This window comes from Phenylobacterium aquaticum (assembly GCF_947378715.1).
Taxonomy (GTDB): domain Bacteria; phylum Pseudomonadota; class Alphaproteobacteria; order Caulobacterales; family Caulobacteraceae; genus Phenylobacterium; species Phenylobacterium aquaticum_A.
Window position 1 is genome coordinate 1 of record NZ_CANCLE010000012.1, and the last position, 17,859, is coordinate 17,859.

General features: G+C 68.5%; 21 protein-coding genes. 12 read left to right on the forward strand and 9 right to left on the reverse strand.

Going from position 1 to position 17,859, the window contains the following annotated elements; genetic code table 11:
* From Q7P21_RS03155 to Q7P21_RS03185, 7 genes are all read right to left on the reverse strand, one after another.
* Positions 1-878, reverse strand: an 878-nt coding sequence (locus Q7P21_RS03155; protein ID WP_304175693.1) for a thiolase domain-containing protein, incomplete at its 3' end; no start/stop codon positions are given.
* Positions 879-970: 92 nt separating this feature from the next.
* Positions 971-1,993: a glycerophosphodiester phosphodiesterase gene (locus Q7P21_RS03160; RefSeq protein ID WP_304170810.1), complete on the reverse strand. Its 1,023-nt coding sequence runs from the start codon at positions 1,991-1,993 to the stop codon at positions 971-973.
* A 98-nt stretch (positions 1,994-2,091) separates the two neighbouring features.
* A complete protein-coding gene (locus tag Q7P21_RS03165) occupies positions 2,092-2,886 on the reverse strand; it encodes an inositol monophosphatase family protein (protein WP_304170807.1) in 795 nt (264 codons plus the stop codon).
* A 126-nt stretch (positions 2,887-3,012) separates the two neighbouring features.
* A complete protein-coding gene (gene thiE / locus Q7P21_RS03170; RefSeq protein WP_304175695.1) occupies positions 3,013-3,663 on the reverse strand; it encodes a thiamine phosphate synthase in 651 nt (216 codons plus the stop codon).
* 22 nt (positions 3,664-3,685) lie between these two features.
* The gene (locus tag Q7P21_RS03175) at positions 3,686-3,838 is read right to left on the reverse strand and encodes a hypothetical protein (RefSeq protein ID WP_304175697.1); all 153 of its coding nucleotides are present in this window, start codon (positions 3,836-3,838) and stop codon (positions 3,686-3,688) included.
* The gene (cydB, locus tag Q7P21_RS03180; protein ID WP_304175699.1) at positions 3,822-4,847 is read right to left on the reverse strand and encodes a cytochrome d ubiquinol oxidase subunit II; all 1,026 of its coding nucleotides are present in this window, start codon (positions 4,845-4,847) and stop codon (positions 3,822-3,824) included. The genes Q7P21_RS03175 and cydB overlap by 17 nt, the downstream gene beginning before the upstream one ends.
* Positions 4,844-6,199 (reverse strand): cytochrome ubiquinol oxidase subunit I, encoded by a 1,356-nt coding sequence (locus Q7P21_RS03185; protein ID WP_304175701.1) that lies wholly within the window; start codon positions 6,197-6,199, stop codon positions 4,844-4,846. Before Q7P21_RS03185 ends, cydB begins: the two co-directional genes overlap by 4 nt.
* A 196-nt stretch (positions 6,200-6,395) precedes the next feature.
* On the opposite strand from Q7P21_RS03185, the gene Q7P21_RS03190 reads away from it, so the two are divergent.
* Together Q7P21_RS03190 and bfr are read left to right on the forward strand one after the other, a co-directional pair.
* Positions 6,396-6,581: a bacterioferritin-associated ferredoxin gene (locus tag Q7P21_RS03190; protein WP_304169208.1), complete on the forward strand. Its 186-nt coding sequence runs from the start codon at positions 6,396-6,398 to the stop codon at positions 6,579-6,581.
* Positions 6,582-6,660: 79 nt separating this feature from the next.
* On the forward strand, positions 6,661-7,146 hold the full coding sequence (gene bfr, locus Q7P21_RS03195) for a bacterioferritin (protein WP_304169211.1): 486 nt from the start codon (positions 6,661-6,663) through the stop codon (positions 7,144-7,146).
* Positions 7,147-7,150: 4 nt separating this feature from the next.
* Here bfr and Q7P21_RS03200 read toward each other — a convergent pair whose 3' ends face one another.
* Positions 7,151-7,954 carry a GDSL-type esterase/lipase family protein gene (locus Q7P21_RS03200; RefSeq protein ID WP_304175703.1) on the reverse strand — a complete coding sequence of 268 codons (804 nt, stop codon included), beginning with the start codon at positions 7,952-7,954 and terminating at the stop codon, positions 7,151-7,153.
* Between the two features lie 167 nt (positions 7,955-8,121).
* Between Q7P21_RS03200 and Q7P21_RS03205 the strand changes: the two genes are divergently transcribed.
* Positions 8,122-8,769 (forward strand): TMEM175 family protein, encoded by a 648-nt coding sequence (locus Q7P21_RS03205; protein ID WP_304169217.1) that lies wholly within the window; start codon positions 8,122-8,124, stop codon positions 8,767-8,769.
* Here the strand turns inward: Q7P21_RS03205 and ybaK are convergent.
* Positions 8,766-9,236 carry a Cys-tRNA(Pro) deacylase gene (gene ybaK / locus Q7P21_RS03210; RefSeq protein ID WP_304175705.1) on the reverse strand — a complete coding sequence of 157 codons (471 nt, stop codon included), beginning with the start codon at positions 9,234-9,236 and terminating at the stop codon, positions 8,766-8,768. The two genes, Q7P21_RS03205 and ybaK, sit on opposite strands and share 4 nt — an antisense overlap.
* A 29-nt stretch (positions 9,237-9,265) precedes the next feature.
* On the opposite strand from ybaK, the gene Q7P21_RS03215 reads away from it, so the two are divergent.
* The 9 genes from Q7P21_RS03215 (at position 9,266) to ccoS (ending at position 17,808) form a co-directional block, all read left to right on the forward strand.
* Positions 9,266-9,952, forward strand: a complete 687-nt coding sequence (locus Q7P21_RS03215; RefSeq protein WP_304169223.1) for a hypothetical protein — start codon at positions 9,266-9,268, stop codon at positions 9,950-9,952.
* A gap of 279 nt (positions 9,953-10,231) precedes the next feature.
* The gene (gene ccoN, locus Q7P21_RS03220; protein ID WP_304169243.1) at positions 10,232-11,710 is read left to right on the forward strand and encodes a cytochrome-c oxidase, cbb3-type subunit I; all 1,479 of its coding nucleotides are present in this window, start codon (positions 10,232-10,234) and stop codon (positions 11,708-11,710) included.
* Positions 11,711-11,722: 12 nt separating this feature from the next.
* The gene (gene ccoO / locus Q7P21_RS03225) at positions 11,723-12,460 is read left to right on the forward strand and encodes a cytochrome-c oxidase, cbb3-type subunit II (protein WP_304169225.1); all 738 of its coding nucleotides are present in this window, start codon (positions 11,723-11,725) and stop codon (positions 12,458-12,460) included.
* The gene (locus Q7P21_RS03230) at positions 12,457-12,633 is read left to right on the forward strand and encodes a cbb3-type cytochrome c oxidase subunit 3 (RefSeq protein WP_304169228.1); all 177 of its coding nucleotides are present in this window, start codon (positions 12,457-12,459) and stop codon (positions 12,631-12,633) included. Before ccoO ends, Q7P21_RS03230 begins: the two co-directional genes overlap by 4 nt.
* Positions 12,620-13,486, forward strand: a complete 867-nt coding sequence (ccoP, locus tag Q7P21_RS03235) for a cytochrome-c oxidase, cbb3-type subunit III (RefSeq protein WP_304175707.1) — start codon at positions 12,620-12,622, stop codon at positions 13,484-13,486. The genes Q7P21_RS03230 and ccoP overlap by 14 nt, the downstream gene beginning before the upstream one ends.
* 6 nt (positions 13,487-13,492) lie before the next feature.
* Complete coding sequence (gene ccoG / locus Q7P21_RS03240; protein WP_304175711.1) at positions 13,493-15,004, forward strand: cytochrome c oxidase accessory protein CcoG; 1,512 nt, start codon at positions 13,493-13,495, stop codon at positions 15,002-15,004.
* A complete protein-coding gene (locus tag Q7P21_RS03245) occupies positions 14,988-15,479 on the forward strand; it encodes a FixH family protein (protein WP_304169237.1) in 492 nt (163 codons plus the stop codon). The genes ccoG and Q7P21_RS03245 overlap by 17 nt, the downstream gene beginning before the upstream one ends.
* Positions 15,470-17,656 (forward strand): heavy metal translocating P-type ATPase, encoded by a 2,187-nt coding sequence (locus Q7P21_RS03250; RefSeq protein WP_304175712.1) that lies wholly within the window; start codon positions 15,470-15,472, stop codon positions 17,654-17,656. The genes Q7P21_RS03245 and Q7P21_RS03250 overlap by 10 nt, the downstream gene beginning before the upstream one ends.
* Positions 17,653-17,808 (forward strand): cbb3-type cytochrome oxidase assembly protein CcoS, encoded by a 156-nt coding sequence (ccoS, locus tag Q7P21_RS03255; RefSeq protein ID WP_304169241.1) that lies wholly within the window; start codon positions 17,653-17,655, stop codon positions 17,806-17,808. Before Q7P21_RS03250 ends, ccoS begins: the two co-directional genes overlap by 4 nt.
* The last annotated feature ends 51 nt before the right edge of the window (positions 17,809-17,859 follow it).

A 17,859-nucleotide genomic window follows, 5' to 3' on the forward strand; every position in this document is an offset into this window, starting at 1 on the left:
ACGGTGATGGTGAAGCTGTCATAGATCGAGGCGTACTTGATGTCGGCCGGGGTGACGCCGGCTTCCGCGAAGGCCGGCGGACCGGACCAGACGGCGGCGGAATGGGTCAGGTCGAGCTGGCGGCCGCCCATCGGGCCCTTGGGGCTTTCGCCGGCGCCGATCACCTTGACCTTCGGCCGGTTCAGGCTCTTGGCGATCTCGGGGCTGGTGACGATCAGGGCGCCGCCGCCATCGGTGACCACGCAACAGTCCAAGAGGTGCAACGGGTCGGCGATCAGCCGTGAATTGACCACCTGCTCGACGGTGACCACGTCCTTCAGGAAGGCGTGTTCGTTCCACTGGGCGTGATGGCTGGCCGCGACCTTGATCCAGGCCAGCTGCTCCGAGGTGGTGCCATATTCGTACATGTGGCGCATGGCGCACATGCCGTAGGTGTTGTGGGTCGAGCCGCCATAGATGTTCTCGAAGCCGGCCTCGGGTGGGCCGTCCGAAAGCTGGCCGGGCTTGGCGCCGCCGCCGAAGCCGAACTTGTTCTGGCGGGGACGGCCGGCCAGGGTGATCAGGGCCACCTTGCACTTGCCCGCCGCGATCGCCTGGGCCGCGTGGCCGACATGGACGATGTAGGACGAGCCGCCGGTCTCGGTGGAGTCGGTGTGGCGCACGTTCCGCAGGCCCATATAGTCGACCATGGACAGGGCGCCGAAGCCCGGTGCGTCGCCGGCGCAGAAATAGCCGTCGATGTCGTCCTTGGTCAGGCCGGCGTCCGCGAGCGCGCCCTTGGCGCATTCGGCGTGCAGCTGCGGCGTGGACGTGTCGGGCGCGTCGCGGAGCGGATGCTCGTAGGCGCCCATGATATAGGCCTTGCCCTTGATGCTCATGAATCCCCTTCCCAGAATGATCGTCTAAAGAATGGGTGAGGGCTTATCGCAGCGCAGCAGGAAGCGGAAGCGATGACGCAGCGGCGGCGGCGCTAGGTCCCTGCCATGAACCGCGCCCGCGCCTCGAACTCCAGGCCCGGGAAGTCACTGAACAGGCCGTCAACGCCAGCCGCGAACAGGGCGGCGTAGAGGGCGGCCACGTCGCCATGGGCGGCGGGATCGTCGCCGCGCCTGAGCGCGGTCGGCAGGAACTGGTTCTCGGCCCGCACCGTCCAGGGGTGCACCGCCACCCCGGCCGCATGGGCGTCGGCGACGAAGGATGAGGCCGGCGCGAGCGCCCCGTCGACCACGGGAACCACCATCTTCCAATCCGGCCCGACGCCGTCGGCATAGGTCGCCAGGGTCTTCATGCCCGTGGCGCTGGTCATGTCGCGATAGGTGGCCTTGGGGTCGTCGGCGGGACCACCCTCGGCCGACACCAGCTGGATGCGCGGCGCCTTGGAGAGGGTCGCGAAGGTCTTCAGCGGCCCGACTTCGAAACACTGGACGAAGACCGGGGCGTTGCGGGAATCGAGTCCCTTGGCCTTCAGCGAGGCGGCCAGGCGGGCCTCGAACGGCATGCCGATACCGGCGAAATAGCTCGGATGCTTCATCTCCGGATAGACGCCGATGGTGCGGCCCAGGCGCTGGCTCTCGGATTTGGCGATCGCCCAGACCTCGTCGAAGGTCGGGATCGGGTCGGTCCCGTCAAAGGCCGCGCTCACCGGCCGCAGCCTGCCCAGCCGCTCGCGGGCGCGAAGGGTCTTCAGTTCGGCCAGGGTGAAGTCCTCGGTGAACCAGCCCTCGATGGCCTCGCCGTCGACCATCTTGCGGGTCTTGCGGGCGGCGAACTCGGGATGGCTGGCCACATCGGTGGTGCCGCCGATCTCGTTCTCATGACGGACCACCATGTGGCCGTCCTTGGTCAGCACCAGGTCGGGCTCGATGAAGTCGGCGCCCTGGGCGATCGCCAGCAGATAGCCGGTGCGGGTGTGCTCGGGGCGCAGGCCGCTCGCGCCCCGGTGGGCGATGACGAGGGGGCGCTTGGGCGGGGTGGCCGCGGCATGGGTGGGCATGGCGAGGCTCGCGACAGAGGCGGCGGCGAAGGCGCGACGGGTCAGGTTCATGACCCCGATCTAGCCGCCGCGTGTGACGGTCTCGTCAAGCCCGCCGATCAGTTGGCGAGCTTCAGCTTCTCGAGGATCAGCGGGTGCAGTTCGAGATTCGAGGCCAGGACCGAGCCCGAGCCCAGCACGTCGTCCTCGCCGTCGGCATTGGTGACCTTGCCGCCGGCTTCGGCGATCAGCAGCAGGCCGGCCGCCATGTCCCAGGGCTTCAGGTCGCGTTCCCAGAAGCCATCGAAGCGCCCGGCGGCCACGAAGGCCATGTCCAGGGCCGCGGCGCCGAAGCGGCGAACGCCGGCGACCCGCTGGCTGATCTGGTGCAGCTCCTTCAGGAACTTGGCGTGCTGGCCGTGGCCCAGGAACGGGATGCCGGTGGCCAGCACCGATTCGTCCAGATGGCGACGGGCGGCGACGCGCAGGCGCTTGTCATTGACGAAGGCGCCCTTGCCCTTTTCGGCCCAGTACAGCTCGTTGGTGATCGGGTTGTAGGTCACCGCGGCGACCACGACGCCCTCGCGCTGCAGGGCGATATTGATCGCGAAGTGCGGAATGGCGTGCAGGAAATTGGTGGTGCCGTCGAGCGGGTCGACGATCCAGGTGTGGGTCTTGTCGGTGCCCTCGATCAGGCCCCGTTCCTCGCCCAGGAAGCTGTAGCCGGGCCGCGCCTTGGCCAGGGCCTCGAACAGGGTCTGCTCGGCCTTGAGGTCGGCGGCCGAGACATAGTCGGCCGCCCCCTTCTTGGAGACCTGCAGTTCGGCCAGTTCGCCGAAGTCGCGATTGAGGCCCCGGGCCGCCTTGCGGGCGGCGTCGGACATGACTTTGAGGAGGGCTGATTGGGTCGACATGAGGGCGCGGAACCTAGTGGCGCCAAGGCCTTAAGGCAAGGCGAGGCTTTGGGGAGAGGTCCTACAACCAAAGTGTTGTCATCCCGGAAAGGCGCGCGGGCGCTTTCCGGGATGCGGCGACGCGTCCTAGCCCCGGATTTCCAGCCCCTCGGCGATGGCGGCGTTGAGGGCTTTCACGCCGGCGGCGGGGCCGTCCGGATGGTTCCAGACCCCGGCCGAGACGGCGATGAAGTCGGCCCCCGCGGCGGCCAGGCCGGCGGCGTTCTGCGCCGTGATCCCGCCGATGGCCACGCAGGGGGTCTCCATGGTCTCTTGCCAGATGGTCAGGATCTCGGGCTCGGCCTGGGTCGAGGCGTCCTTGGTGGTGGTCGGGAAGAAGGCGCCGAAGGCCACATAGTCGGCCCCGCCCTCGCTGGCCTCCATGGCGAGATGGCGGCTGTCATGGCAGGTGACCCCGACCATCCGCTCGGGCCCGACCAGCTTGCGGGCCTGGGCGAGCGTGCCGTCGCTCTGGCCGATATGGACGCCGTCGCAGTCGAAGCGGGCGGCGAGATCGGGCCGGTCATTGAGGATCACCGCCACGCCGCGGGCCCGGGCGATCGGCGAGATCACGTCGATGGCGGCGGCGAGAACGTCGTCGGGCGCGTCCTTCAGCCGGATCTGCAGGGCGGCCACGTCGCCGGCGTCGAGCGCCTGGGCGAGCAGGTGGCCGAAGCCCGCCAGATCGTCGATCCGGGGCGGGGTGATGAGATAGAGGCGGCAGGGCGGTTCCGACATGGCCGCTTCCATAACCTGATGGTCAGGTCGCCGGAAGCAGGGCCTTCATCACCCAGGCCAGGGTCGCGGCGGTCGCGGTCCCGGCGATGGCCAGGGCGGCGAACCAGGCCAGTCGCCTCCACAGGGGGCCGGGCTGCGTCCCCGGCTCCGGCGGCGGCTCAATGATAGCCCGCATCGGCGGTCACCTTGCCCCGGAACAGCCAGTAGACGAACACCGTGTAGCCCAGGATCACCGGCAGCAGGATCGCCACCCCGCCCAGCATCAGGGCCAGCGCATTGTCCTCGTTGGCCGCCTCGCGGAAGGTCATGGCGTAGGGGGCGATATAGGGGAAGAAGCCCGCCGCCAGCCCCAGATAGCCGGACAGGAACACGATCAGTCCGCCGGCGAAGGGCGCCACATGGCTGCGCCGTCCCAGGCCCAGTCCGACGGTGGCGAGCCCCGCCAGGCCGAGCAGGGGGATGGGCGCGAGCCGGGCCAGGGCGGATTCGGAAAAGCCATGGCCGTCGAAGCCCCAGCGGGCGGCGACCTGGGGGTGCAGGAACAGGGTGGCGACGCTGACCCCGGCCAGCAGCATGGCTGCGGCGCCGGCGGCGGTTCCCGCCCAGCGGCGGGCCAGATCGTGCAGTTCGCCCTCGGTCCGCCAGATCAGCCAGCCCGCGCCGAGCAGGGCGTAGCCGGCGGCCAGGCCCACGGCCACCATCACCGAATAGGGGGTCAGCCAGTCAAAGGCGCCGCCGGCGAAGGCGCCGTCCTTCAGGGTCAGGCCCTGGATGAAGCCGCCCAGCACCAGCCCCTGGGCCAGGGTGGCGGTGAGCGAGCCGCCGGCGAAGGCGGCGGTCCAGAAGGCTTTGCCCCGCGCCCGGCCCCGGGCCCGGAACTCGAAGGCCACCCCGCGCAGCACCAGGGCCAGCAGCATGATCATGATCGGCAGATACAGGGCCGGCAGGATGGCGGCATAGGCCCTGGGGAAGGCCGCGAACAGCCCGCCGCCACCCAGCACCAGCCAGGTCTCGTTGCCGTCCCAGACCGGGGCGATGGACTCGACCATCACATCACGATCCCGGGGCGTGGGCGCAAAAGGGAACAGGATGCCGACGCCGAGGTCGAAGCCGTCCAGCACGACGTAGAACAGGACGGCGAGGGCGATGATCCCGGCCCAGACCAGCGGCAGGTCCAGGCTCATGGCCGCGCTCCGGGGGCCAGGGGCGGCGGCTCTTCATGCGCCTCTGTCGGGCCCTCGGCGATGAGCCGCAGGATGTAGAGCACGCCGACGTTGAAGATGGTCGCATAGACCGCCAGGAAGCCGATCAGCGAGGCCGAGACCTGGCCGGCGCCGACCGGCGAGACGGCGTCGGCGGTGCGCAGGACGCCATAGATCACATAGGGCTGGCGGCCGACCTCGGCCACGATCCAGCCGGCGATCACCGAGACGAAGCCGGTGGGGCCCATGGCCACCGTGGCCCAGAGGAAGGCGCGGGAGCGCTCCGGCCCGCCGCGCAGGGCCAGCCACGCCCCCCAGCCGCCCAGACCGATCATGGCCAGGCCCAGCCCGACCATCACCCGGAAGGCGTAGAAGACGATGGCGATGGGGGGGCGGTCCTCAGGCGCGAAGGCCTTCAGACCGGTGACCTCGGCGCCCGCGTCGCCGGCGGTGATCCAGCTGCCCAGCCCCGGGATCGACAGCTCCCAGCGATTGGTCTCGGCCTTGGGGTCGGGCCAGGCGAGGATGTGGAAAGGCTGGTGGGCCCGGGTCTCCCAGAAGGCCTCGATGGCGGCGAGCTTGGCCGGCTGCAGGTGGCGGACCGCCTTGCCGGAGACGTCTCCCGCGATCAGTTGCAGCGGCGCGACAATGGCCAGCATGCCGATGGCCATGCGCAGGGCCGTGGCCGAGGCGGCCTCATCGGGGTCATGCAACAGCCGCCAGGCCGAGGCCGCCCCGACCACCAGGGCGGTGGTCAGATAGGCCGCCAAGGTCATGTGGCCCAGGCGGGCCGGGAAGCTCGGCGAGAAGATCACCGCCATCCAGTCGGTGGCGATCAGTCCCCCGGCCGGCGTGTGCGCGAAGCCGGCCGGCGACTGCATCCAGCTGTTGGCCGAGATGATCCAGAAGGCCGAGATCAGCGTGCCGATCGCCACCAGCAGGGTGGCGGCGAAGTGCAGGCCGCGGCCCACCTTGCGCCAGCCGAACAGCATGATCCCCAGGAAGCTGGCCTCCAGGAAGAAGGCCGTCAGCACCTCGAAGGCCAGCAGGGGGCCAATCACAGGTGAGACTTGCACCGAAAACACGCTCCAGTTGCTTCCCAGCTCGTAGCTCATCACCACGCCGGTGACGACGCCCATGCCGAAGGAGAGGGCGAACACCTTGAGCCAGAACAGATAGAGCGTCTTGAAGACCGGGTTGCCGCTGGCCAGCCACAGCCCTTCCAGCACCGCCAGGTAACTGGCCAAGCCGATGGTGAAACTCGGGAAAATGATGTGGAAAGCGATGGTGAAGGCGAACTGAAGCCGCGACAGGAGCAGGGCGTAGACGTCCATGTCAGGCACGGCTCCCAGCGCCTCCAGCCTGGGGCTGGACGCTTAGCGCGGCGGGCACTGTCCACCCGCAGAACGTGTTCGGCCAAGGCCGCATGTCGCGACAAACCGTCGCGCCCGATCGCCGTCTCAGTTGCAAATGAGTTGCAACGTCGTTCGCATCTGCTAGAGAGGACAGGTTCCAGAAACCCGGTCGTCCATGTTCATTTGTAACTGCAATGGCATCCGCGAGCGCGAGGTCCGCGCCGCGATCGAAGGCGGCGCCGAGCGGCCGGCCGAGATCTTCCGCGCCTGCGGGGCCCGGCCGCAATGCGCCAGGTGCGTCTGCGAGATGAAGCAGATGATCGACGACCAGGCCCAGGCCCTGCGCTACGCGGCCGAATAGGTCCGGATCACCCCCAAGATTGCTTTGACAGGCGCGGCCCCCGACCGGAGGCTGGGCGACACCATTTCAGGAGGCCTCGATGCAAGGCGACAAGGCGATCATCCGGCTGCTCAACGCCATCCTGACCAATGAGCTGACGGCCGTGAACCAGTACTTCCTGCACGCGCGGATGTACCAGAACTGGGGCTTCAACAGGCTTGGCGCGATCACCTACGACGAATCGATCGGCGAGATGAAGCACGCTGACAAGCTGATCAAGCGCATCCTGTTCCTTGACGGCCTGCCCAACCTCCAGGACCTTCACAAGCTGAAGATCGGCGAGACCGTCGCCGAATGCCTGGCCGCCGACCTGGCGGTCGAGGTGGCCGGCCGCGCCGACCAGATCGAGGCGATCCGACTCTCGGAGGCCTCGGCCGACTATGTCTCGCGCCAGATCGTCCGCGAGATCCTGACGGACACCGAGGAGCACATCGACTTCCTCGAGACCCAGATCTCGCTGATGGGCTCGCTGGGCGAGGCCAACTACCTGCAGAGCGCCATGGGCGAGCTTCCAGCCGGCGGCTGAGGCCTCAGCGCGTCGCCACCGTGGGCTCGCCGCAGGCGCGGCCGTCCTGGGCCTCATGCTCCAGCACTGGGCGGACCACGCCGGTCCACAAGGCGTAGCCGTCGGGGTTCATGTGCAGGCCGTCGGCGACATAGATGTCCTTCGGCGCGCCCTGATCGAGCATGGCTGGCGTGACGTCGACATAGCGCAGGTCGGCGCGGGTGTCGGCGAGCGCCCGGATGCGGGCGTTGACCTCGCTCTGCAGGGGCATTTGGGCCAGGCGCAGCTTCGAGGGCTTCAGCGAGATGAAATAGACCGGCGCCTCGCCGAGCTGGGCGGTCTTCAGCGCCATGAAACGCTCGAAATTTGCGACGACGGCTTCCACCGTCTCTCCAGACCACAGGTCGTTCTCACCGGCGTAGAAGAAGATCGCCCGGGGTTTGTAGGGGGTGACCACCTTGTCGAAATAGAGGTCGACGTCCTCGATCTTCGAGCCGCCGAAGCCCCGGTTGATCACCGGATAGGGCGACATGTCCTGGTCCAGGCTGCGCCAGAAGCGGATGGTCGAGGAGCCGACAAACAGGAAGGCGCAGGCCTGGGGCGGGGCCGTGGCGTCCAATTCGGCGAAGTGGGCGATCTCGGCGGCGAAGGGCTGGGCGGGGGCGGGGGCCTCGATCGGCGGCTCGACGGCGGGGGCGACCCCGCTCGGCGCGGCGGGCGTGGCCATGGGGGGTGGGGCCGCGCTGGCCTGGGGGACCTGGCCGAGGGCGGCGGTGGATACGAACAGCGCGAGGGTCGACAGGGCCCCGGCGAGGGGAAGTCTCAGCATCAAGTCTGGTCCGAACAGGCGATCGGCCCAGACTACCCGTCCGTACCAGGAAGGCGAGGGCTCTGGCGATCACATCGCCGCCAGCCGGTGGCCAAAGCAAGGCGCGCCGGTCGACAGGGTCCCGGATCGCGGGCTACCAAGTATGGGGTGAGATCAGGGGAGCGCTGATGGACGCGTCAGGTTCGGGCGAGGACGACCGGCTGCTGCACAGGCTGCTGTTCTTCTCTGATGCGGTGTTCGCCATCGTGCTGACCCTGCTGGTGCTGGAACTGCGGCCGCCGGTGACCCACGACGGCGCGTCGGTTTCCGCCGTCCTGGCCGGCATGGTTCCCCATTTCGTCGCCTTCGGCCTGAGTTTCGCTGTGGTGGCGGTCTATTGGGCCGCCCATATGAGCACCCTGCGGCGTCTGGCTCATTTCGACTGGCCCACAGCCTGGGCCAATGTCGCCTTCCTGGCGCCGGTCTGCCTGACGCCGTTCGCCTCCAGCCTGTTGGGCGAGGGCCGGTTCGGCGCCGGGGCCTGGATGTTCTACGCCTATGTGCTGATCGCCACCTCGATGGCCAATCTGCTCCTGTGGCTGACGGCGTCGCGGGGCGCGGGGCGGCTGATGGGCGGATTGAGCGGGCGGGAGCAGGCCTATCGCGGCCTGCGCGCCGCCACGCCGGGCCTGACCTTCGCCGGCAGCCTGCTGGCCCTGCATTTCAATCAGCTTCAGCTCGCCCAGTTTTGCTGGATACTGATCCCGCTGATCCTGATCTTCCTGGAGCGGGCGGTGAAGCCGCGCGCCGCCAGGCCGGCGCCCACCCCGCCCTAGGTGATCGCCGCGACCTTGGCGCCCAGGGCGGCGACCAGGTCGGCAGGGGACAGTTCCGCCTGCAGGCCGCGCTGGCCGGCATTGACGAACACCTTGGCGTGGGCGAGGGCGGCGGCGTCGACCACGGTGGGGGCGCGGCGTTTCTGGCCGAAGGGGCTGACCCCGCCGACCTTGAAGCCGGTGATCCGCTCGGCGTCGGCGGGACGCATCATCTGGGCGCTCTTGCCGCCGAACACCGCCGCCAGCCGCTTCATCGCCACCTCCCGGTCAGAGGCCAGCACCGCGCAGACCGGCTGGCCGTCGACCTCGGCCATCAGGGTCTTCAACACCCGCTCCGGCGGAACGCCCAGGCTCTCGGCGGCCTGCAGTCCGACCCGAGCCGCATCGGGATCATAGTCATAGGTGTGGAGGGTGAAGGCGACGCCGGCCTTGCCGAGCGCCAGGGTCGCGGGAGTGGTCTTGGCCATGGCCTCGTCGTAGCAAAAAAGCCGCCGGCATGCTCGACGACCGCGCGCCGGAATGCGAGATCAGGGCCATGAGCTTTTCCCCCGCCCTGGCGGCCGTGGCCGCATTGCTGGCGCCCCTGGCGGGCGCGTCCTGGCCTGACAGCTTTCCCGCCCGGCTGGAGGCCCTGGCCCAGATCCAGGGCTTCAACGCCGAACTGCTGAGCCATGACAGCGCCACCCAGACCCTGCAGCACTGGTGCGAGGCGCACGGGACCTCCCCCGGCCTGAAGATCGTCGCCCGCCGGGTCGATCTGGACAAGCCGGCGGGGCCGGCTGAGCGCGCCGATCTGGGCGTCGGGCCGGATGAGCCGCTGCGCTATCGCCGGGTGGAGCTGGCCTGCGGCGAGCGGGTGCTGTCGCGGGCCGACAACTGGTACCGACCGGGCCGGCTGACGCCGGACATGAACCAGGCGCTGGAGACCAGCCAGACCCCGTTCGGCGTGGTGGTGAAGCCGCTCGGCTATCGCAGGCGCACCCTGTCGTCCGAACTGCTGTTCCGGCCCCTGCCCGCCGATTGGGAGACCTTGCCCCGACCGCCGGCGGCGCTGGGCGAGACCTTCGTGATCCCGCCGGAAATCCTGCGCCATCGGGCCGTGCTGTCGACGCCGGACGGCGTCGCCTTCAGCCTGGTGCAGGAGACCTATACCGACCAGGTGCTGTTCAAGCCCGCCTTCTGAAGGGGCCAGGGTCGGCCCACGGCGCCGCGCCTTGACCTGAATCAAGGCCTGCGATCCGGCGCGGGGGCATGAGCCGAACGTCTGTAGAAAAAGACGTTGGGGCCCATGCAACAATCCTTGGTCAAGGAAGACGGAGCACCGCTCGACGCGGTCATTCTGCTCGTCTTCAGCTGTTTGGGGGCGTTCGGCGCCCTCCTCGCCACGGCCTATTCGGCCGACCCCCTGTTCAGGTTCCACGGCTATGTGTTCCTGTTCGCCTTCACCCTGGCCGCCGGGGTGATGACCGTGGGCATGAGCTCGGGCAAGTTTCGCGGCGATCCGAAGTCCTATCAGGACAGCGTGATCCGGGCCGGCGTCATCGCCACCATGTTCTGGGGGGTGGTTGGCATGCTGGTCGGGGTGGTCATCGCCTGCCAGCTGTCCTGGCCGAGGATCTTCTATTTTCCGGACTACGGCTTCCTGAACTTCGGACGCCTGCGGCCGCTACATACGTCGGGCGTGATCTTCGCCTTTGGCGGCAACGCCCTGATCGCCACCTCGTTCTACGTGGTCCAGCGCACCTGCCGGGCCCGGCTGGCCGGGGGGCTGGCCAGCTGGTTCGTGTTCTGGGGCTACAACCTGTTCATCGTCCTGGCCGCCACCGGCTATCTGCTGGGCGTCACCCAGGGCCAGGAATACGCCGAGCCGGAGTGGGTCACCGACCTGTGGCTGACCATCGTCTGGGTCGTCTATCTGCTGGTCTTCCTGGGCACGCTGTGGCGGCGCAAGGAGCCCCACATCTATGTGGCCAACTGGTTCTACCTGGCCTTCATCGTCACCATCGCCCTGCTGCACATCGTCAACAACCTGGCCATGCCGGTCGGTTGGCTGAACCATCGCAGCTACTCCGCCTTTGGCGGGGTGCAGAACGCCCTGACCCAGTGGTGGTACGGGCACAACGCCGTGGGCTTCTTCCTGACCGCCGGCTTCCTGGCGATCATGTACTATTTCGTGCCCAAGCGGGCTGAGCGGCCGATCTATTCGTACCGCCTGTCCATCGTCCACTTCTGGGCCCTGATCTTCATCTACATCTGGGCTGGCCCCCACCACCTGCACTACACGGCCCTGCCGATGTGGACCCAGACGCTGGGGGCCACCTTCTCGATCATGCTGTGGATGCCCAGCTGGGGCGGGATGATCAACGGCCTGATGACGCTGTCGGGCGCCTGGGACAAGCTCAGGACCGACCCGGTCATGCGGATGCTGGTGGTCTCGATCGCCTTCTACGGCATGTCGACCTTCGAGGGTCCGATGATGTCGATCCGCGAGGTCAACGCGCTCAGCCACTATACCGACTGGACCATCGGCCATGTGCACTCCGGTGCGCTGGGCTGGGTCGGCTTCATCACCTTCGGCGCGGTCTACTGCATGGTTCCGTGGCTGTGGAAGAAGGACCGGCTCTGGTCCGATCGCCTGGTCGAGTGGCACTTCTGGATCGCGACCACGGGCATCCTGCTCTACATCACCGCCATGTGGGTCTCCGGCATCATGGAGGGCCTGATGTGGCGCGAGTACACGCCGCAGGGCTTCCTGGCCAACAGCTTCGTCGAGACCGTCTCGGCCAAGCACGTGGAGAACATTGTCCGCGCCATCGGCGGGCTGATGTACCTCTCCGGCGCCCTGATCATGTCCTACAACCTGTGGCGCACGATCCGCATGCCGAGCTCCTCGACCCAGGACTCCGCCGCGGCCCTCCCCGCCCTGGCCGTCGCGAGCTGAGGGAAATCCATCATGTGGAAGCATCACGCCAAGTTCGAGCGGCATTCCCTGCTGCTGGTCATCGGCATCCTGGTCGTGGTCGCCATCGGCGGCCTGGTCGAGATCACCCCGCTCTTCTACCTGGAGAGCACCATCGAGAAGGTCGACGGCATGCGGCCCTATACGCCGCTGGAGCTGGCCGGCCGGGACATCTACATCCGCGAGGGCTGCTACCTCTGCCACTCGCAGATGATCCGTCCCCTGCGCGACGAGGTGGAGCGCTATGGTCACTACAGCCTGGCCGCCGAGAGCATGTACGACCACCCCTTCCAGTGGGGGTCGAAGCGCACAGGGCCGGATCTCGCCCGGGTCGGGGGCAAGTATTCCGACGGCTGGCATAGGGACCACCTGATCGATCCGCGCTCGGTGGTGCCGGAATCGGTGATGCCGCCCTATGCCTTCCTGGCCAAGAAGGACCTCGATTACAGCGACATCCAGGCCAAGGTCGCCGCCATGACCAAGGTGGGCGTGCCCTATACCCAGGCCGAGATCGATCACGCCAAGGTCGATCTGGAGGCCCAGGCCGATCCCTTCGACGCCGGCGGCACGGCTCTGAAGAAGCGCTACGGGGACAAGGTCGCCCAGCGCGACTTCGACGGAAACCCGGACAAGATCAGCGAGATGGACGCCCTGATCGCCTATCTCCAGATGCTCGGGACCCTGGTCGACTTCAAGACCTACAAGGCCGACGCGCCGGAGAACCTGAGATGAGCGCGCTCACCTACGAGACCGTGGCGCGCGCCGCCCAGCAGGGGGGCAGCGTCTACTTCGCCGTCCTGTTCCTGGGCTGCCTCGTCTACGCCCTTTGGCCCCGCAATCGCGAGGCGTTCAATCGCCTCGCCCGAGTTCCGCTCGAACAGGAGGACGATGATGTCCCCGCGTGAAACCGACGACGTCTCGGGCGTCGAAACCACCGGCCACGAGTGGGATGGCATCCGCGAACTCGACAACCCCCTGCCGCGCTGGTGGCTGTGGACCTGGTATCTCTGCATCGCGGTGGCCATCGTCTACTGGGTGCTGATGCCGGCCTGGCCGGGGCTGCACGGCTACACCCACGGCCTGTTGCACATGTCCGACCGGGCCCAGGTCGTCCGCGACCTCGACGCGCTGAAGACCCAACGCAGCGCCGAGGGCGCCCGGTTGAAGAACCTGAGCCTCGAACAGATCGAGGCCGATCCCAAGCTGCAGGCCTATGCGCTCGCCGTCGGCCAGTCGATCTTCGGCGACAACTGCGCCACCTGCCATGGCGCGGGCGGGACCGGCGGCAAGGGCTATCCCAACCTGCGCGACGACGTCTGGCTGTGGGGCGGCACGCCGGAGGACATCCAGCACACCATTCAGGTGGGGATTCGCTCCGACAATCCGCAGGCGCGGGCCTCGCAGATGCCGGCCTTTGGTCGCGACCAGCTGCTGCCCGCGGAGCAGATCAACGACCTGACGGAATATGTGGTGGCCCTGTCGCATCGCCCGGCCAACGCCGGCGCCGTGGGCCGCGCCGCCCCGGTCTTCCAGGCCAATTGCGCCATCTGTCACGGGCCGGAGGGCAAGGGCGACCAGACCAAGGGCGCCCCCAACCTGACCGACGCCGACTGGCTCTATGGCTCGGCCCGCGCCGACATCCATGGTCAGATCTGGAACGGTCGCGGCGGGGTGATGCCGACCTGGGAAAAGCGCTTCGATCCTGAAACCATCAAGGCGCTGGCGGTCTATATCCACGCCAATGCGGCGGGTCAGTAGTGCGCCATGACGACCGTCATCGACCGGACAAGGACGCCTGAACCGGAAGGTTCAGGTCCGGTTTCAGCCGCCGCCCGGGCCCGCAAGAAGGCCACTCCGGGCGGAGGTCTCTATCAACCCCGCGCGCCGATCTATCCGAAGCTGGTGCGCGGGACCTGGCGCAACATCAAGTGGGCCCTGCTGATCCTGACGCTGGGGATCTACTACGTGACCCCCTGGATCCGCTGGGACCGGCCGGGCGGCCTGCCCGACCAGGCGGTGCTGGTCGATTTCACCGGCCGGCGGTTCTATTTCTTCTTCATCCAGCTTTGGCCGCAGGAGGTCTATTTCCTCACCGGTCTCCTGGTCATGGCGGCGCTCGCCCTGTTCCTGGTCACCGCCCTGTTCGGTCGGCTGTGGTGCGGCTACACCTGCCCCCAGACGGTCTGGACCGACCTCTATATCTATGTCGAGCGGGCCTTCGAAGGCGACCGCAACGCGCGGATGAAGCTCGACGCCCAACCCTGGTCCTTCAACAAGGCCTGGCGGAAGATCGGCAAGCATGCGGTCTGGCTGGGCATAGCCTTCGGCACCGGCGGCGCCTGGATCTTCTATTTCCACGACGCTCCGACCCTGATCCGCACCTTCTGGGTCGGGAAGGCGGAGATGACGGCCTACGTCTCCTGCGCGGTGCTGACCGGCACGACCTATGTCTTCGCCGGCTGGATGCGTGAACAGGTCTGCACCTATATGTGCCCCTGGCCCCGGATCCAGGGCGCCATGCTCGACTTCAATTCCCTGCAGGTCACCTATCGCAAGGACCGGGGTGAGCCGCGCGGCCCGCACAAGAAGGGCCAGGACTGGACCGGCCGTGGCGACTGCATCGACTGCAACGCCTGCGTGGTCGCCTGTCCCATGGGCATCGACATCCGCGATGGATCGCAGCTGGAATGCATCAATTGCGGTCTGTGCATCGACGCCTGCGACGAGATCATGATCCGGATCGACCGCCCCAAGGGTCTGATCGCCTATGACACAGACTACGCCGTCGCCGCCCGCATGCAGGGCGAGAAGGCGGTCTACAAACCGGTGCGCAGCCGCACGATCTATTACGGTGTGGCCCTGGCCATCGTCAGCGGCGTGATGATCTGGGGCTTCGCCCAGCGCAAGGTCATCGACCTGCATGTGCTGCGCGACCGCAACCCGACCTTCGTGCGCCTGCACGATGGCGCGATCCGCGACGGCTACACCCTGAAGATCTCCAACCGCGGGTTCGAGACCCGGACCTTCGATGTGCATGTCTCCGGCGTGCCCCACGCCCAGCTCAAGACCCCAGGCGAGGCCGCGACCCAGGGCGACCTCTTCGTCACGGTCGAGCCCAATGAGACCCGCGCCGTGCGGGTCTTCGTCACCGGCCGGGCCGACGACGAAAATGAAGACAATCTGCCGGCGATCTTCACCCTGACCTCGGGCGACCTGACGGTGCAGGCCAAGTCCACCTTCCTCTCTGGAGCCGCGAACCATGACCCACGTGATTGATCCCCGCCCCGGCTTCCGCCTGACCGGCTGGCATGTGCTGGCCATCGTGGTGGCCTTCTTCAGCGTGGTCATCGCCGTCGATGTCGGCATGGCGGTCTATGCCTATAAGACCTTCCCGGGAGAGGTCTCGGTGACCCCCTATGAGGATGGCGTCGCCTATAACAAGACCCTGGCCCAGCTGGCGGCCCAGGAGAAGCTGGGCTGGAAGGTCGGGATCGCGCCGGAACAGAGCCGGGCCCTGGAGGTCGAATTCCGGGATCGTGACGGCAAGCCGCTGAACGGCCTGACCCTCACCGGCAAGCTGGAGCGTCCGGCCACCGAGACCGGCCGGCTGACCCCGAAGTTCAAGGCCATCGGGCCCGGCTACTACCAGGCCGACATGCGGCCGGTGTCCGGCGCGTGGGATGTCACCGTCTACGCCCATGACGGCGCGGGCCATCTGTTCGTGGCCGAGCGGCGGGTCACATGGCCCTGACCTATGATCCCGTGGCCGGCCCGGACCTCAGCGCCTATCTGAAGCCCCGGGCCGGCGGGGCGCAGGACTTCGACCTGCTGGTGGCCGGCGCCCATTGCGCGGCCTGCATGGCCAAGATCGAGACCGGCGTCGCGGCCCTGGCCGGGGTCGAGGCCGCCCGGCTGAACCTGACCACCGGCAAGCTGGCGGTCCGCTTCCGGCCCGGCGTGGCCGCCGACGCCGGCGCCGTGCTTCGGGCTGTCGAGGGGCTGGGCTACAAGGCCGCGCCCTTCGATCCGACCGAGGCCGCAGAGGCCCATGACCGCGAGGGTCGCCGCCTGGCCCTGTCGCTCGGCGTCGCCGCCTTCGGGGCCGGCAACGCCATGATGTTCTCGGTGCCGCTGTGGGCCGGGCTGTTCGGCCAGGAGCTCGGGCCGGCCACACGGGTGATGATGCAGTGGTGGAGCGGTCTGATCGCCACCCCCTGCGTGCTCTATGCCGGCATGCCGTTCTTCCAGTCGGCCTGGCGCTCCCTCCGCGTGGGCCGGGCCAATATGGACGTGCCGATCTCGATCGGCGTGTTGCTGACCCTGTTCATCAGCTTCGTCGAAACGATCCTCCACGGTCGCGACGCCTATTTCGACGCCGCCGTGTCGCTGATCTTCCTGCTGCTGATCGGCCGCTGGCTGGATCACCAGCTGCGGGCCAGGGCGCGGAGCGCCGCCGCCGACCTGCTGGCGCTCCAGGCGCCCTACGCCATCACCCTCGACGATCTGGGGCGCGAACACCGCAAGCCGTTGTCGGAGATCGCGATCGGCGACCTGCTGGTCGTGCGCCCGGGCGAACGCATTCCGGTCGACGCCGTGGTCGAGGGCGGGGCGGGCGAACTGGACAACGCCATGCTGACCGGCGAGACCCGGCCTGTGCCGGTCGCCGCCGGCAGCGCGGTCCAGGCCGGGGCCCTGAACCTCTCCGGGGCTCTGACCCTGCGGGCCGCCGTGCGCCCGGAAGACTCCGCCGTGGCCGCCATCGCCCGGCTGGTGGAGGCCGGCGCCCAGTCGCGCTCGCTCTATGTGCGGCTCGCCGACAAGGCCGCCGCCGTATATGTGCCGGTGGTCCATACCGCTGCGGCGTTGACCTTTGTCGCAGGCTGGACCCTGGGGCTGGGCCCGCGCGAGGCCCTGTTGCGGGCCGTCGCCGTGCTGATCATCACCTGCCCCTGCGCCCTGGGCCTGGCCGTGCCGGCCGTGCAGATCAATGCCTCGGGCGGCCTGTTCCGGCGGGGCGTGCTGGTGAAGTCCGGCGCGGCCCTGGAGCGCCTGGCCGAGGTCGACCATGTGGTGTTCGACAAGACCGGGGTCCTGACCGAGGGCCGTCCCCGGCTGATCGGCGCCACGCCGGCCCTGCTGGCCCAGGCCGCGCCCCTGGCGCGCGCCTCCGCCCATCCCCTGGCCCGGGCCCTGGCCGCCGAGGCCGGTCCCGGCCCGATGGCCGAGGATGTCTCCGAGACCGCCGGCCAGGGCGTCGAGGGCTGGATCGGCGGTCGTCGCGCCCGCCTGGGTCGCGCCAGCTTCGTCGGGGTGGCCGGCGAGGACGCCGGTGAGACCGAGCTGTGGTTCGGCGTCGTGGGTGAGACCAAGGTCCGCTTCAGGTTCTCCGACAATCTGCGCGTCGATGCCGCCCGGACGGTGGCCGAGCTCACGCGCCGGGGCCTGACGGTCGAGATCCTGTCCGGCGATCTTTCCGGTCCCGTGGCGCGCGCCGCCGAGGCTGTGGGGATCAGCCAGTGGCGGGCCGGGTTGTCGCCCACCGACAAGGCCGAGGCGATCGCCCGCCTGACCGCCCAGGGCCGCAAGGTGCTGATGGTCGGGGATGGGCTGAACGACGCCGCCGCCCTGGCCAAGGCCCACGCCGCCATGGCCCCGGGTTCGGCGCTCAGCGCCACCCAGAACGCCGCCGACCTGGTGTTCTCGGGCGAGGGGCTGGGATCGGTGGTCGCAGCCTTCGACACCGCCCGCCAGGCGCGGGCCCGCGCCCTGGAGAATTTCGCCTTCGCCGCCCTCTACAATCTGATCGCCGCCCCGGCCGCCATGCTGGGCCTGATCAATCCCTTCGTGGCCGCGCTCGCCATGTCGGGCTCATCCCTCGTGGTGACCCTCAACGCCCTGCGCATGCGGGTGGGAGCAGGCAAGACATGACCATCTTCCTGATGCTGGCGCCGATCTCGATCTTCATCGCCCTGCTCGGCCTGGGCGCCTTCTGGTGGACCCTGCGCAGCGGCCAGTACGAGGACCCCACCGGCGACGCCAACCGGATCCTCAATGTCGGCCCGGACGACGGCCCGCTGTAGTTTGATCTGAATCACCGCGCCGTTCCGGCCTTGGCGACATGGTCCCGTCAG